This is a genomic window from Paenibacillus piscarius (genome assembly GCF_022234545.1).
GTDB lineage: Bacteria > Bacillota > Bacilli > Paenibacillales > Paenibacillaceae > Paenibacillus_AQ > Paenibacillus_AQ piscarius.
The window spans coordinates 72848-87547 of record NZ_JAIEUI010000012.1 but is presented as its reverse complement, the minus strand read 5'-3'; the positions used below and the strand labels follow the sequence as shown (position 1 = coordinate 87547).

Below are 14700 nucleotides of genomic sequence, written 5' to 3'. Positions count from 1 at the left end.
AAGCTAACAGCAGGTCCCCAAATAGAGACCTGCTGTTTTTTGCTGGATACTATTATGTTGTCCTACCAGGATATAACAGGCTGAGCGGACCCTCTACAGCATCGGCAACCAGCGTGTAGAATTCGGGGAATCTCGGGTCTTCGGCGCTGGGGATCTCTTCAAAGGCGCGGATTGATAACCCTTGGGAAGCTACGGAGGTCAGGATGTCCCCCAGCGTCCAGCTCCGCGTCACTACCTGCGGCAGCCCGGAACGCTCCTCTTCGGGAAGCAGCTTGGCGTAAGCAACCTCACCTTGATGAAGGGAATCATCGAAATATGCCCCTGTAGGCTGGTGAAGTGTCTTGGTGGTCAGCCAGGTTCTGGCGAACGGATGGAAATCGGTCAGCAAGAGCCGCCCTCCTGGCTTCAGTCTTCTGCGGACCAATGCAAACACAGCATTCAAATCCGTGAAATAATGCAACACTCCAAACTCCATCAGCACCACATCGAACGTCCCCAGCGCTTCTTCTGCGGGAATATTCATGACGTCTGCACAAATGTAGTTCAACCTGACCCCAGCTGCTTCTGCAACCTCGCAGGCATATAAGCGGTTCTCCTCTGAGATATCTACAACTGTGGCTTCAGCCCCCAGCAGCGCGAAGCAAATGGCCTTCATGCCGTGGGAGCCAAGCAGGTTCAGCACCTTGAGCCCGGAAGGCTCGCCAGTGTACTTCAACCAGTACCGCAGCTTATATGTAGGGTCCTGCTTCAATCGTTCGGCAAGCTCATCAGGTGCTCCATGGTGCTGCGTCCAGGCCTGATAGGCTTTGGATTCCCAGGCTGCTTTATTCGTACTCGACATCTGTTCCTGCATATAACTCCGCCTCCTCCTTCACAAAAGGCAGCATAAACCGGAAGATCGACCCCCGGCCCTCCTCACTCTCCACAAAGATCGTTCCGCCCATCAGCTCCACCAGCTGCTTGCAGATCGCCAGCCCCAGCCCGGTACCGCCGTACTTGCGGTTAATGGACGGGTGAAGCTGGGAGAAGGACTGGAAGAGCAGATTCAGCTTGCTGTCAGCAATACCTACTCCGGTATCGCGAACGGAGAATTCCAGCAGATATTCCGGCGAGGCCGGGAGCGGAATATTCTTCACCGACAGGGTGACACTGCCCTGATCGGTGAACTTCAGTGCGTTGCCAACCAGATTGACGATGATCTGCCGCAGACGGCTCGGGTCTGTGGTTACTATATCCGGTACGGTGGTATCGGCCCACCAGCGCAGGGAGAGCTTCTTCTCCTCCGCCTTCGGTGTGAACAGGTCGATGACGCCCTCCAGCATCTCGCGCAGGTCGAAGCGTTCGGATTGCAGCGGCATTTTGCCGGCTTCCATCTTGCTGAAGTCCAGAATATCATTGAGAATCTGCAGCAGGCTGTAGCTGCTGCTGCGCAGAATCTCGGCATAGCTGCGCTGCTCCTCTTCAAGCTCCGTCTCCAGCAGCAGGTCAGCCATGCCGATCATTCCGTTCATAGGCGTGCGGATCTCATGGCTCATCATTGCCAGGAAGTCGGACTTGGCCTGGGCGGCCTGCTCTGCCGATTCCTTGGCGCGGAGAATCTCCCGCTCGTTCGTAATATCGCTGAAGGAGACCACCACACCGCAGATAATACCTCTGTCCAATAGCGGAGCAATCCGGTAATTCACGAAGAAGCTGGTGCCGTCCTTGCGCCAGAAGATTTCATCCGCCTTGCTGCGGGTCATCCCGTCCTGCACGGTCAGCATAATCGGGCATTCCAGCGGCGAATGGCCTGCGCTGCTCCCGCGGATATAATGGATCATCTGCATCATCGGCTGCCCGGCCAGCTCTTCAGGCTCATAGCCCAGCATCTGTGCTCCCTCACGGTTAATGAAGATCGTCCGGCCCAGCGTATCCAGTCCGAAGATGCCGGCTGCGACAGAGTTCAGAATCAGGCTAAGCCGCTTGTCCTCTGCCATCTCGAAGTTGAATTCGGACAGCGGCAGCGTTCCCTGATCCTCCTCTCTGCCGGCATTCCCGTCCGTCCATTCCTCCTGCATCTGTCCGCCTCGTCCGGTATTTCCCGGGGAAGTACCCATGGCGATCCAGCTCTCCAGCAGCAGGGAGACGGGCCGGTTACCCGGATCGTGGAGGACCGCAAAAATTCCGGCAATGCCTTCCTCCGTGTGAAGCGGAACATATTGCACCGTTACCCCTGCTCCACCGGTATTGCCCCGGCGGTCTTCCGGCGCTTCAACCTCCAGCTCGAAGCTGGCAGCAATGCCAGAGAGTGCGGAGGCGAAAGAACGCTCTCCGGGATAATGCAGGCGCCAGCCGTTCAGCCTGACGGCATCGCCGGCACTTAGCAGCCGGTTGCTGTCGATGTATCGCCCCTGCCGGTCCAGTACAATAATGAGGTCCGGATGATGGTCATACAATGCCCGGTAAGCACTGTCTCCCGCAACCGCCCGGTCCAATATAGAAGCCCAATCTTTAATCATAGCCCACCTCCTCTGCTGCTCCAAGCTTAGCTGTAATGAAATATCCGAAGACTGCAGAACCAGTCTGATTATGTAGAACTGCTCTGAATTAGTTATTATTATAGCAAAAAAATTGCAGCCGGTCGCCACCAAAACATCGCTTTTAAGCAGCCGCAACAAGCACACAACCGTCCAGTCCCCCAAGAGGATTGCACGGTTGTGTACTTGACCAGTGAGGCAGCTGATGCAGGCTTAACCTACATCCTGATGCTCGATATTGCGGATTGACAGATAGGCTATGAACGCACCGGCCAGGGCAAGCGTGACCGAAATTCCGAGCAGATTGCCCATGCGGAATTCGCCGAAGCCGGAGGAGATCAGCATGACGATCAGGACAGCGGAGACAATCGTCGCCGGTACCGATTTGCGGCGCATTCCGAAGAATAACGGAATCAGTCCGATGCCGGCCGCATAGAGTGCATCCGCTCCAGCTGTCATCAGGTGGGTAAGCAACAGCTTCTGTGTCAGCACTCCTTGAATGACATTGGGCAGGAAATAACCGACACCTGCAAGAATACCGCTGATCGCTATATTAGACAGCCAAATACTTAAGAAGGTGAATAGAAAGACAATAATCAGCTTGGCTGCCATGAGCATTTTACGCGGTACGGGGTACATGAACAGCACTGTGATGGTATTACTCTTATACTCGTCGATGACCAGCTTGCTGATCAGAACGGAGGCGAAGATGATATAGGTCGCTTTGACAAACACAGACACCCCTTGGAACAAATCGTTGTAACTCTCAAAGTCCCCTTCATTCATGCCCGTAAATGCGATTAGAAGCATAAATCCCAGAATCGCCAGGTCCGCAATCAACACACCCTTAAGAAAAGCGAACTTGCTCTTGCGCAGCTCGAGCCGCATCAGCTTAAGCATGGCGGGCACCTCCCATCAGTTCCACGAAATGATCTTCAAGAGAATGATGCTTCTTGCTGAGGCTCTCCAGGCTGACCTCGGCTTCTAGCAGTGCCTTGCTCAGTGTTAGCTGCGGGATATCCTCATAAATGCGGATGGTGCGCGGGTCCAGCACCTTGAAGTTGGTCAGACCCAGCTTGTGCGATAGAACATATACCGCCTTCGTGCTCTCCCCTGTAATCAGTTCAATGTACTGTGTATTCTGGCTGCGGATCGTATCCATCGCCACCTGCTCGACCAGCTTGCCATCTCGGATCACGCCGACCGTATCAGCAATCTGCTCAATCTCACCCAGGAGATGGCTGGAGATCAGCAGGGTCATCCCGTAATCCCGGCTTAACATGCGGAACACCTCGCGCAGCTCCATAATGCCCAGCGGGTCCAGCCCGTTGATCGGTTCGTCCAGTATGAGCAGCTCCGGCTTCGTCATCACCGCTCTGGCAATGCCCAGCCGCTGCTTCATCCCCAGGGAGAAGTTCTTCACAGGCTTACTGTCCACGGCTCTCAGCTTGACCAGCTCAAGTGCTTCCTCTACCGCGTTGGCATCATAAAAGCCCATATACTCTCCGTGCAGCGCCAGATTCTCGCGGGCACTCAGCTTGTCGTAGAACACCGGGTATTCAATGATGCTGCCCATGCGCTTCAGCATTTCGTAGGAGCGGGCGGTCATCTTTTCACCGAAGAATTCAATCTCTCCCGCAGTCGGCTTCACGAGGTTCGTGATCATCTTCATCACGGTCGTTTTGCCGGCGCCGTTGGGTCCCAGGAATCCGTAAATCTCTCCCTGTCTGATCTGCATGTTCACACTGCTTACGATTTCCTTATCCTGATAGACCTTGGTTAAATCCCATGTCCGCAGTATCGTCGTCATTTCCGTTATCCCCTTTAGCCTCTTGTTTGTCTTCCTGATACTGATTCTACAGGGCGGAATTTGCTTTTATCTTACTGAAATCTTACTTAATTCTTAAGAAGCCTCAGAAGGTCTGCCGGGGAAAAGAAAGCGTAAACGCCGTCCGCACATACGGCTGGCTGCTCAGCGTAATCGTTCCGTTCATATGCTCGGTCAGCCGCTTCGAGATGGTCAGTCCCAGCCCGCTGCCCTGGTAATCGCGGTTGCGCGAATCCTCCAGTGTGTACAAGCGCTCAAACACCTTGTCCTCATGGCCCTCAGCGATGCCCTTGCCCCGGTCCCAGACCTCGATGTATACCCGTCCGGCATCCGCGTAGAGCTTCAGACCCAGCACTCCGCCGGCATCGCCGTAATTAATGCTGTTGGACAGCAGGTTGGACAGCACCCGGTCCAGCGCCTCATCATTGCCCATGATATACAGCGGTTCATCGGGAATCTCGATCTCCACCTCAGCGCCCTTGGCACTGAGCAGGTCGTAGAAGGCCAGAATATTGCGGCGGCATACCTCGCCCAGCTCGATCCGGGATAACGTAATGTCCCGGTCCCCCGACTCCAGCTTGGCCAGATCGAAGAAACGGTTCATCAGTGTAATGACCTCGCCAGCCTTGGCGTGAATGGTCCGCATAATACGCTGCTGCTCCTCCGCAGAGACCGTCTCATCATGCAGCAGCGTCTCAATATATCCCAGCACCACGGTTAACGGGGTCTTCAGATCATGGGACACATTGGCCAGCATACTCCGCATCGACTTCTCCAGCCGGGCGCGCTGCGCTGCCCCCTGATAGTTGATATCCATCAGCCGGTTCAGGTCGGTCAGCAGCTGCTGCACCTGAGGGCTATCACTCATCATCAGGAGCCGTTCATGTGTACCCTGCCCGAGGATGCGTTCCAGCTTATGATGAATATAATCAAGCTGGCGTGAGTGCTTGCGCATGTTCAGGTATTGCAGCAGGATCACCAGCAGCAGGATCACAACAAGAATGGACAGCAGGGTAATCATTGCGGCAGATCCCCCAGCTTGTAGCCGATGCCCCACAGGGTCCGGATATATACCGGATGGGAGGGATCATCCTCAATCTTCTCGCGCAGTCTGCGCATATGTACATTAATAACGTTCTCGTCGCCGAAATAGTCTTCCTCCCAGACCAGACTATAGATCTGCGCCTTGGTGAAGACCCGCCCAGGGCTGCTTACGAACAGCTTCAGGATATGAAATTCTTTGGCCGTGAGCTTCACTTCCTCCCCGTTCTTGCGCACAGCAAAGTTATCGAGATCCACGGTTAATCCGCCCCGAGTAATCACATTCGGTTCCGGCTCTGTCTCTGCACCGGACGGCGCGAGGCTGCCAGTTGCCGCCTGGCTTCCGGCAGCGGCATAACCCGCCCGGCGGATCGCCGCCTTCACCCGGGCCGCCAGCTCAATCATCGAGAACGGCTTGGTGATGTAATCATCCGCGCCGAAGCCCAGCCCCAGCGCCTTGTCCACATCGCTGTCCTTCGCCGACATAATCAGCACCGGCACCAGACTGCCGCCGCGGATGATCTGCAGCACATCCGTACCGCTGCGCTTCGGCAGCATCAGATCCAGCAGGACCAGATCATATGCCGGGCTGCCAAGGAACTTGCTGACCGCTGCCTCTCCGTCGTAAGCAGTATCCACTTCATAGCCTTCCCTGATTAGATAAGAGCTGACCATCTCGCTGATTGCTTCATCATCCTCAATCAGCAGCACTCTCTGCTGCATAATGAACCTCCTGTATGACTGACATTCTATCCGTAGATTATACCACTGTTCATACCGGTTCTACCCTAGCGGATTCACCGGTTCTGCCAAACCTGACAGACTGCCGTCAGGTTACTTAAGGTACAGTAGACTATATAGCACTTATTCCAAATTTATTGAGAAGGTGGAATCATCGTGGCAGCCAAAACCAACACGCAGCTTATTCAGGAATATGAATCTCTGATCCCTTACATTGAATCTTTGGATCATCTGGAAGCCAGCATCTGGGATACACCGCTGGAGCCAGGCAAATGGTCTCTTAAAGACCTGTTGTGTCACCTGATGCTATGGGACAAGTATTTCTATGAAGCGGCTTTTGTAAGCATCCGGGAGGGACGTCCGCTGACCTCACAGCATCTGAATTTCAACGAATTCAACGCCAATGCCATACGCTATGCGGAAACTGTGACCGCAGAGGAAGCAATCCGCCAGTTTGTCCTTTACCGGCGCATAATCACCGGGTATGCTGCTTCCCTGAGCGATGAAGCGCTGGAGCAGACCTACAAGGATGGTGACGGCAAACCCTTCAGCATCCGCAAGCATCTGCGCGGTTTCCTTCCGCATGACAAGCACCACAAGAAACAGATTGAGAAGTTTCTGAAGACGGTTCAGGCCGTCAAGACTGATTCTTAATCACGATATCGAAGCTCTTATGATAGGGATGCATGAATAATTCATATTGAATTCTGCGCTGCTCATGGGATTTCAGCAGGTACTGAAGCTCCGTCCCCCGCTCGGCCACATCACGGACCCCTCTGCGTTCCAGCTCGGTCTCGCCATCGGTGTACAGATAGATTGTGAGATCATATAGAGCCGGGTCCGTGAACGCCACGCTCATGCCTTCGACAATATTAATCCTGCGGTCAGGTGTGAGCGGTGTGCTCCCCGCATAATAGGTTCCTATCGAATACAGCTCCAGCCCGTCCCGCAGCATCCGGATGTCCCGCTCCAGCGCCGTTACGTGATGCGCGGACGGATGGCAGGCGGTCATTTTGTCGCGGTAATGTCCGCCGCCATATTCATATTCGATCTTGGCGTACTTTCTGAGATCTGACCCTATAATGTAGGGGTCAGTATTCAGAACATTTACATTCTCCTCCCCCAGGCGGCGGATCAGCTCTCCGGCAAACGTCGTTTTGCCAGAGGCACCGTGACCCGAGATGCCTATAATCACCCGCTCTGACTGACCGCCGATCCAATCGGTTATCCGTTGTAAGTCCTGTTCCATTTGATGTCTGTCCTCCTTAATTCTGCCGAACTATATAAATTGAACTAATTGCCGCCGCAGCCACGCATAGGCCGGTCCGCCATGAATCTCATGGCCGCCGCTGAAGAAGTCAGCTTCAACCTGCCCCTCGCCGCCCGCTGTACTGTAAATTTCCTTCAGCCTGGTTAACGCTGCCCGGACGGCTTCCGGTCCGAACAGGTGGTCGCGGTCCCCCGACTCCAGGAACAGGCTGCGGGGAGCGATTAAGCCGAGCAGATCCGGCATCTCTGCCTCCAGCAGAATTCCCGGGATGTAATTGTCCAGACAATGATTCCGCGCAAGTATGCTGTCAGCGAACGTACTGGCGTACCCGCTGACCACCGCGCAGCGAATCCGTTCATCCAGAGCAGCCGTGAAGCCGGCCACCAGCCCGCCGCCGGAAATACCCATGATGCCAATCCGGCCGCCGTCTACCTCTTCGCGGGTTTGCACATAATCCAGCGCCCGCATCGTCTCAAAGATCCGGTAACCAGCCATCGTCTGTCCCGCCAGCAACAGCGCAGAGGACAGACGGAAGCAGGAATTGCGGCCGGGTTCGCCGCTCTCCGCATCCTCGGCCAGCCGTCTGTCTCCGAAGCCAAGCATCTCCGGTGCAGCAACCACGAAGCCCTGCTTAACCAGCGAGACGGCAAAATCCTTATGCAGCCCCGGGTCGCCCGTGCGCTCCGACCCGTCCGGGTTCAAGCCGGTAATCTCCCGGCTGCCATAGCCGTGTCCGTGGATGGCAAGCACTGCCGGGCAGGGGGAAGAGACCGGCTCCTGCGGAAGCAGCAGGTAGAGCGGCATTCTTAGTCCGTCATAAGTAGTGATCTCTACACGTTCACGTATGTATCCGCTGCAGACGGTCCGCTCCAGCCGTACCGGTGCAAGCGCCGCCGACTGCGCGGGGAAGCCGCCCAGCCGCTTCGCGAACCTCTCAGCAAGAGCGGCCCGCCACTCTCCGAAGGGCAGCTCCTTATGGAAAGCTGCGCTCTGCGCGGCAGCAGCGGTGAGCTGCTTCATATAGTGTTCCAGTGACTCCATTAGCGTGGGTCCCCCGTTCATCTGTATTTTTTATCCAAAACGCCTGCCAGCTCTAATCCTCCAGCACCCGCACATTCTTAGCTGTCCGATACTGGGAATCTGAGATGTTCGGGAATTCGCATAAATCAAAAGCCACCTGCTGCCCTTCCTCCAGGAATCTGAAGCCCTGCGGCCCCTTAAGTGGGTCCGGCAGAATCTCGCTGAAATGCACAAAGACATGCTCCCCGTCCTGCCCGTCCAGCATAATCCGCCCGTATCCTTCATCCGCCTTATACCATTTGACTATTCCGCATCTTCGCTCTGCCATCGGGATGCCTCCTTATTGGTTTGGACTGGCTGCCAGAATATCTGCGAACTCCTTCAGCTTGCCGGGATCGCTGGTGTGGTACACCAGTTGCTTGCCGTCAACAATAACAATCATTGGCCGCTTCTCCTCCAGCCCCAGCGCCTTCAGCCACTTCAGCTTATTCTCCTCGTAATGAACACTCACTTGCTTAATATGCTCAAGCAGGACAGGCTCATTGTTATAGATCTCATTGACCTCCGCAGGCCAATCCTGTGAATCCGAGAATAAATGCATATGGAGCTTATTCTCTTCCTTGGATACCAGCTTCTCCATCACCTCTGCTCTGGACGGGCCGCAGCCTGTTACCAACAACAGCAGCAAGACTGACACCAGCACGAAGCAGGTCTGTCTGGATCTAGGCACTCCTTAGCCCCCTTTCCTTCCTTTATCTGTATATTCATATCTTAACACAACTATGGAAGCTTATTTCCTAACAAAAAACGAATCTTCCACGGCATGGGCTGAGTTCAGGCCAATCAGGATTATAAGCGGTGCTGCCTGCGGTATTGCGATGGTGTAATCCCCAGCTTCGCTGTGAACACCCGGCTCAGATAGAAGCCGTTCTCATAGCCGCACTGCTGGGCAATAAGATCAATGGATTGCGTGGAATCCTCCAGCAGCCGGCAGGCTGCCCTGAGCCGCAGTCCGGTCACGAATTCCGAAGGAGTTGTCCCATAGGCGGACCGGAATTGTCTTGTCAATTGAACCGGGGTAAGGTCCAGCAGCCGGGCCAAATGACTCATGCTCATAGAAGCGGTACAGCCATGATCCTCCAGCCATTGTCTTGCCTGCTGCATCTGCGGGCCGGGATGATTGCCTTCAGTGAGCTTGTCCTGTGCAGCCCGGTTGTATTCGATCTCAAGCAGCCGCCACAGATCCTCAATCATATGCTTCATCCGGCCAAGCACCGGCTCCCCCTGCACTCCCCTGCCGATGCTCCGCAGATAACGGTACGTCGAACTCAGACGCTCTACGTCCCGGATGGTCCACCGGCCTGCCAGCAAGGCGTCTTCTTCCGGCTTCCCCGGCTCCTCCCATATAAACTGAATGAAATGGAAGGTTAGTGCGGTGAGTGTTCTCCGGTAAAAAGCCGTGCCGGGCGGACATACAATCAGGTCCCCGAATCCGCCCTCTCCTTCATGTTCTCCGAACCGGTAAGCGAATTGTCCTTGCTCGACCGCAAAGATCGTCCAGACCGGGTATGTGTCATGCTCCAGCAGAAAATGCTCCTTCTGCTCCCAATAGAGGTAGGTTGCCGGCTGGACGGACCAGTGTGTACGCATATCTGCCTCCCCTTATAACATCGATGAAATAAAGTATATATTATCAGAAATTACATGCATGTTAATTGAATATTAAATCAATTATCATGAAATTACGGATATATTAACATACTTCAAAGGAGTGGTTCAACAATGCGTAGTGAAACCGTTAATACGGATGTAACTGTGGTGGGCGGCGGACTGGCAGGGGTATGTGCAGCGATTGCAGCAGCCCGGCTCGGCCAGCGCGTGGCGCTAATTAACAACCGGCCGGTGCTGGGCGGTAACTCCAGCAGTGAGGTGCGGGTATGGGTATGCGGCGCAACCTCGCACGGCACTCACCGGTATGCCCGTGAGACGGGGATCATGGGCGAGCTGTTTGTGGAGAACCAGTACCGCAACAAAGACGGCAATCCGTATCTGTGGGATATGGTCGTGCTTGAGGCGGTTAAGGCCGAACCAAATATTCAGTTATTCCTGAATACGGATGTACATGAGGTGGATGCTTACGAGGATGGCAGCGGCCAGCGGAGCATCCGGTCCGTGACCGGGTGGATGATGGGCTCGGAGCGGAGAATTACTTTTGAAAGCGCGGTGTTCCTGGACTGTACGGGGGATGGCCTGGTAGGCTTCCTGGCAGGAGCCGAATTCCGGCTCGGCCGCGAAGCGCGCGGGGAATTCAATGAAGAATGGGCACCGGAGACGCCTGATGACATTACGCTGGGCAGTACCCTGCTCTTCTACACCAAGGACGCCGGTCACCCGGTCAAATATATAGCTCCGGCTATGGCTATCGATGTTACCCAGACCTCGATTACTGAGCGCCGCATCATCCGCAGCGGTGACAATGGCTGCGCCTACTGGTGGATTGAATTCGGCGGGGAGCAGGATACCGTTCATGACAATGAGGCCATCCGCGACGAGCTGTGGTCTGTCATCTACGGGATCTGGGACTATATTAAGAACTCCGGCAAATTCGACGCGGACAACATGACGCTGGAATGGGTCGGTTCGATTCCAGGCAAGCGCGAGTACCGCCGGTTCATCGGCGATTATATTCTGAATCAGAACGATATCCTGGCCCAGCGTGAATTCGCGGACCGCGTAGCCTTCGGCGGCTGGTCCATTGACCTGCATCCGCCGCAGGGCGTGTACGCTACAGAATCAGGCTCAAAGCATATGTACTCGGACGGCAACTATCACATCCCGTTCCGTTCGCTGTATTCGGTGAACGTCAGCAATCTGCTGATGGCCGGCCGCGACATCAGTGCTACGCATGTAGCGTTCGGCACGACCCGCGTCATGGCTACCTGCGCGGTCATCGGCGAAGCTGCAGGCACCGGCGCGGCACTCTGCGCCGCCAAGGGAATCACGCCGCGCGAATTGCAGGCGGCGCACCTGAAGGAGCTGCAGCAGACGCTGCTCCGCCAGGATGCCTCTGTCCTCGGGCTGCGCAACGAGGATGCAGCCGATCTGGCGTTGGCGGCCGCGGTCAGCGCTTCCAGCGAGCGTAGCCGGTTCAGCGTGGAGGCTTCAGCGTTCAGCGCACCGCTTACCCATAACATCGGCATCACCGTTCCGGTTGATCCTGAGCTGGACGGGATCGAGCTGCTGATCGATGCAGCCAAGGCAACAGAACTGACCGTCGAACTATGGGAGACTGGACGTATGGAGAACTACGTTCCCCATACGCTGGTTCAGTCCGTATCCGCTCCTGTTCAGGCCGGACCCGCGCAGTGGGTGAAGCTCCCGCTGCAATGGAAGCCGGAGACGCCGCGCAACGCGTTCCTGGTCGTGAAGGCTAACGCTGCACTGTCCCTGCATATCGCAGATGAGTCCGCTTCGGGGATGCTTGCCTACGGTCATAGCGACACTCCCGCAGCCTCGCGGGATTTCGCGGATCAACCCGCCCAGCCTGTAGTGCTGTGGGACAAAAAGAAATTTGACCAGGGCGCTCCCTGCCTCCGCCTGTCCAGTACCACCCGCGCCTTGGCGGCGGACAAAGTGATTGACGGCTACCTCCGTCCATACGGCGGCCCGCATCTGTGGTCCTCAGACCGGATGGCCTCCGGGAGGCCGGAGTGGCTGGAGTTGGCCTGGAACGAGCCGGTAACTCTGCGCGAGGTTCACGTTACCTTCAACGACGATGTCAACGAGGACCTGATCAACCTGCATCACCATATCACAGAGGCTGAGATTCTGCCTACACTGGTCAAGGATTACCGGATCGAAGCCCATATCGGCGGGGAATGGACGGTGGTTGCAGAGGCTCAGGGCAACTATAAGCGCAAGCGGGTACACACGCTGAACGAAGCAGTAACCGCTGACCGCCTGCGGGTAGTGGTCCTGGAGACCAACGGCAGTGAGTATGCGGAGATTATTGAGGTGCGGGTGTACGGTTAAGGTAGCATTGATTCGGCTTCACACTGCATTTTTTGGAAAAGAATAAGAATGTGCAGGGGAGGGATTTCCGCAGGGCGGAGATTACCTCCTTTTGCTGTATACAGCTGCTGCAGAAATCTGCCCTTAATGTGGGATTACCCGCCTTATCCTGATGCGCCTATCAATCTATAATCAGGTTTGTAAGCGAATACAGAAGGGACAGATAGTATTTTCCAAAATAATATGAAAGAGGTGTTCATTTATGTTAAAACGGCTAAGGTTATTAAGTTTAATTGTTTGTATGCTAGCCAGTCTTGTAGCTGTCACTCCTTGGACAGCAAGCGCGGCGGGTACCATTGTAAGCTATCCGTTACCGTCGATTTATACCACGACCAATCAATACACGGTCACAGCAGACTCTACCAATATACCGGTAATCGACACTTCGGAGGTATTTGTAAACTATAATTATTGTAATTTCTCTTTTTCAGGTACGACTACCATCACAATTACAGCAAGCGAGCCCATCAATACGTATAATATTTCTCCCAAAGCCTTGGGAATCACTGCAACCAAGAGCGGAAATACCCTGACCTTCACCCTATCATCGCCAACCTATCTTATCGTCAAAATCAATAACCTGAAGGATCTGGTGATTGCGGCAGATGCGCTGGAAACCAATGTTCCGGCTTCATCCGGTACAGGGATATACAATGTTAAAACCCAGTACGGTGCTGACAGTACCGGTGCCACATTGGCTACAACTGCCATACAGAATGCCATTAATGCAGCTAACGCAGCAGGCGGCGGTATCGTATACGTTCCAGCCGGCGTGTACAAGAGCGGTAACATTGTTCTAAAAAGCAATGTATCGGTTTATCTGGAGGGCGGTTCGGTTATACGGGGTTCAGGAAATCCAAGCGATTACACTACCCATTTCCATAAGAATTCACTGAACAAGGATGGAACGTGGTTTATTTATACCGAAACCAATGCCAACAATATTAAGATATACGGCCGGGGAACTATTGACGGCAATGGCCATTATATGAGGAATACAAACAATTATTTGAACAATATTCTAGTACCCTTGCAGTGCAGCAACTTCACCGTTGACGGCATAACCATCAGAGACAGCGGCGGCTGGGCTACAATCGTCACAAGATCTAATAATGTAACCTTCCAGAATACGAAGCACTTCAACAACAATGAGCTGGATTATGAGAATGATGCCATAGACATTCAAGAGAGCCAGAACGTACTCATCAAGCACACTGTAGCCGTATCGGAGGATGACACCTACTCCTTTAAGACCTGGGATGTAGCCACTACGGATATCGCTGCGAACTGGCCGGGAACTCCTGAGAACCAGTCCAATGTAGTTGTCGATGATGCTTTGGCCTGGAGCAGATGTGGAGCATTCAAGGTTGGGGATGGAGTGAAGCAGCTTCAGGATGGCATTGTTGTTAAAAACTCTTTTGTATACCGGTGCTGGCGCGCTTTAGCGGTTGGTCATCTGTATGGCACACCGGCCGCACAGAACATCATATTTGATAATATCGATGTAGAAGGCTTCTGGCCAAGATCGGGTGTTCACTCCAGATGGTTCGATCTTTCGGCCAAAACCGGTCCGATCAAAAATGTAGTCTACAATAATATCAATTTACGCGCTTTGGGTGAAGTCTCCATCATGAAGGGTTGGAGTGACACCGCTACGGTCTCGGGAGTTACAATCAATAATGTTCGCGTTGGTGGAGTGGCGGTAAATAATTTGACAGATTTGAAAATAACAGATACGAACAGCTATGCGGCAGCTCCCAAATTCAACACTTTGAAGTTTGAAGCGGAAGGCTATAACCTTAGTTCAGGCGTTCTGTCCTATGAGTCAAGCACTGACGGCGGGCTGAATGTGGGTGCCGGGACTAATGGCGACTATATCGCATTTAAGAATGTAGACTTTGGCAGTACAGCGAAAACAAGTATTGATCTGAAGGTTGCATCCGCGAACTCCGGCGGAAGAATCGAATTCCACTTGGACAGCCCTACAGGCACTATGCTGGGTTCTTGGACGGCTGAAAGCACCGGCGGATGGCAGTCATGGTCCCTCAAGAATATCCCGATTAGTGCCGGGACAGCAGTAGGAACCCATACGGTATATGTTACTTTTGTGAAGTCAGATTCAACCACAGTAGCCAATTTAACTTGGTTCCAGTTCAAATAAAATAAAAACGGTATGAAAAAGCCTAATCCATTAGCATAAATGCTCAAGGATT

General features: G+C 54.0%; 14 protein-coding genes. 3 read left to right on the top strand and 11 right to left on the bottom strand.

Features of this window, described 5'->3' with window-relative positions; genetic code table 11:
* Positions 1 to 52: 52 nt before the first annotated feature.
* The 6 genes from K1558_RS19125 to K1558_RS19100 form a co-directional block, all read right to left on the bottom strand.
* The gene (locus K1558_RS19125; RefSeq protein ID WP_238653251.1) at positions 53 to 853 is read right to left on the bottom strand and encodes a class I SAM-dependent methyltransferase; all 801 of its coding nucleotides are present in this window, start codon (positions 851 to 853) and stop codon (positions 53 to 55) included.
* On the bottom strand, positions 825 to 2498 hold the full coding sequence (locus K1558_RS19120) for an ATP-binding protein (protein ID WP_238653250.1): 1674 nt from the start codon (positions 2496 to 2498) through the stop codon (positions 825 to 827). The genes K1558_RS19125 and K1558_RS19120 overlap by 29 nt, the downstream gene beginning before the upstream one ends.
* Before the next feature lie 231 nt (positions 2499 to 2729).
* Positions 2730 to 3416 carry an ABC transporter permease gene (locus K1558_RS19115; protein ID WP_238653249.1) on the bottom strand — a complete coding sequence of 229 codons (687 nt, stop codon included), beginning with the start codon at positions 3414 to 3416 and terminating at the stop codon, positions 2730 to 2732.
* Positions 3409 to 4326, bottom strand: coding sequence for an ABC transporter ATP-binding protein (locus K1558_RS19110; protein WP_238653248.1), 918 nt, complete (start codon positions 4324 to 4326; stop codon positions 3409 to 3411). Before K1558_RS19110 ends, K1558_RS19115 begins: the two co-directional genes overlap by 8 nt.
* A gap of 103 nt (positions 4327 to 4429) precedes the next feature.
* Positions 4430 to 5365, bottom strand: coding sequence for a sensor histidine kinase (locus tag K1558_RS19105; RefSeq protein WP_238653247.1), 936 nt, complete (start codon positions 5363 to 5365; stop codon positions 4430 to 4432).
* A complete protein-coding gene (locus K1558_RS19100; protein ID WP_274528655.1) occupies positions 5362 to 6108 on the bottom strand; it encodes a response regulator transcription factor in 747 nt (248 codons plus the stop codon). The genes K1558_RS19105 and K1558_RS19100 overlap by 4 nt, the downstream gene beginning before the upstream one ends.
* A gap of 174 nt (positions 6109 to 6282) precedes the next feature.
* Between K1558_RS19100 and K1558_RS19095 the strand changes: the two genes are divergently transcribed.
* A complete protein-coding gene (locus K1558_RS19095) occupies positions 6283 to 6780 on the top strand; it encodes a DinB family protein (RefSeq protein ID WP_238653246.1) in 498 nt (165 codons plus the stop codon).
* On the opposite strand, the gene K1558_RS19090 is transcribed toward K1558_RS19095, so the two are convergent.
* From K1558_RS19090 to K1558_RS19070, 5 genes are all read right to left on the bottom strand, one after another.
* Positions 6764 to 7375 (bottom strand): uridine kinase family protein, encoded by a 612-nt coding sequence (locus tag K1558_RS19090; protein ID WP_238653245.1) that lies wholly within the window; start codon positions 7373 to 7375, stop codon positions 6764 to 6766. The genes K1558_RS19095 and K1558_RS19090 overlap by 17 nt on opposite strands.
* A gap of 30 nt (positions 7376 to 7405) precedes the next feature.
* A complete protein-coding gene (locus tag K1558_RS19085; RefSeq protein ID WP_238653244.1) occupies positions 7406 to 8437 on the bottom strand; it encodes a dienelactone hydrolase family protein in 1032 nt (343 codons plus the stop codon).
* 52 nt (positions 8438 to 8489) lie between these two features.
* Positions 8490 to 8744: a cold-shock protein gene (locus K1558_RS19080; protein WP_238653243.1), complete on the bottom strand. Its 255-nt coding sequence runs from the start codon at positions 8742 to 8744 to the stop codon at positions 8490 to 8492.
* Positions 8745 to 8756: 12 nt separating this feature from the next.
* Positions 8757 to 9146, bottom strand: a complete 390-nt coding sequence (locus K1558_RS19075) for a hypothetical protein (RefSeq protein ID WP_238653242.1) — start codon at positions 9144 to 9146, stop codon at positions 8757 to 8759.
* A gap of 119 nt (positions 9147 to 9265) precedes the next feature.
* The gene (locus K1558_RS19070) at positions 9266 to 10066 is read right to left on the bottom strand and encodes an AraC family transcriptional regulator (RefSeq protein ID WP_238653241.1); all 801 of its coding nucleotides are present in this window, start codon (positions 10064 to 10066) and stop codon (positions 9266 to 9268) included.
* A 132-nt stretch (positions 10067 to 10198) separates the two neighbouring features.
* Here K1558_RS19070 and K1558_RS19065 point away from each other — a divergent pair, with 132 nt between their 5' ends.
* Positions 10199 to 12448: an FAD-dependent oxidoreductase gene (locus K1558_RS19065; protein ID WP_238653240.1), complete on the top strand. Its 2250-nt coding sequence runs from the start codon at positions 10199 to 10201 to the stop codon at positions 12446 to 12448.
* A gap of 241 nt (positions 12449 to 12689) precedes the next feature.
* Entirely contained in the window at positions 12690 to 14648 is a 1959-nt protein-coding gene (locus tag K1558_RS19060) for a carbohydrate-binding protein (RefSeq protein WP_238653239.1), read from the top strand.
* The last annotated feature ends 52 nt before the right edge of the window (positions 14649 to 14700 follow it).

Coding starts and splice junctions, on each gene's coding strand:
- K1558_RS19125 (WP_238653251.1), bottom strand. CDS start 853: ATGCAGGAACAGATGTCGAGTACGAATAAAGCAGCCTGGGAATCCAAA.
- K1558_RS19120 (WP_238653250.1), bottom strand. CDS start 2,498: ATGATTAAAGATTGGGCTTCTATATTGGACCGGGCGGTTGCGGGAGAC.
- K1558_RS19115 (WP_238653249.1), bottom strand. CDS start 3,416: ATGCTTAAGCTGATGCGGCTCGAGCTGCGCAAGAGCAAGTTCGCTTTT.
- K1558_RS19110 (WP_238653248.1), bottom strand. CDS start 4,326: ATGACGACGATACTGCGGACATGGGATTTAACCAAGGTCTATCAGGAT.
- K1558_RS19105 (WP_238653247.1), bottom strand. CDS start 5,365: ATGATTACCCTGCTGTCCATTCTTGTTGTGATCCTGCTGCTGGTGATC.
- K1558_RS19100 (WP_274528655.1), bottom strand. CDS start 6,108: ATGCAGCAGAGAGTGCTGCTGATTGAGGATGATGAAGCAATCAGCGAG.
- K1558_RS19090 (WP_238653245.1), bottom strand. CDS start 7,375: ATGGAACAGGACTTACAACGGATAACCGATTGGATCGGCGGTCAGTCA.
- K1558_RS19085 (WP_238653244.1), bottom strand. CDS start 8,437: ATGGAGTCACTGGAACACTATATGAAGCAGCTCACCGCTGCTGCCGCG.
- K1558_RS19080 (WP_238653243.1), bottom strand. CDS start 8,744: ATGGCAGAGCGAAGATGCGGAATAGTCAAATGGTATAAGGCGGATGAA.
- K1558_RS19070 (WP_238653241.1), bottom strand. CDS start 10,066: ATGCGTACACACTGGTCCGTCCAGCCGGCAACCTACCTCTATTGGGAG.
- K1558_RS19065 (WP_238653240.1), top strand. CDS start 10,199: ATGCGTAGTGAAACCGTTAATACGGATGTAACTGTGGTGGGCGGCGGA.
- K1558_RS19060 (WP_238653239.1), top strand. CDS start 12,690: ATGTTAAAACGGCTAAGGTTATTAAGTTTAATTGTTTGTATGCTAGCC.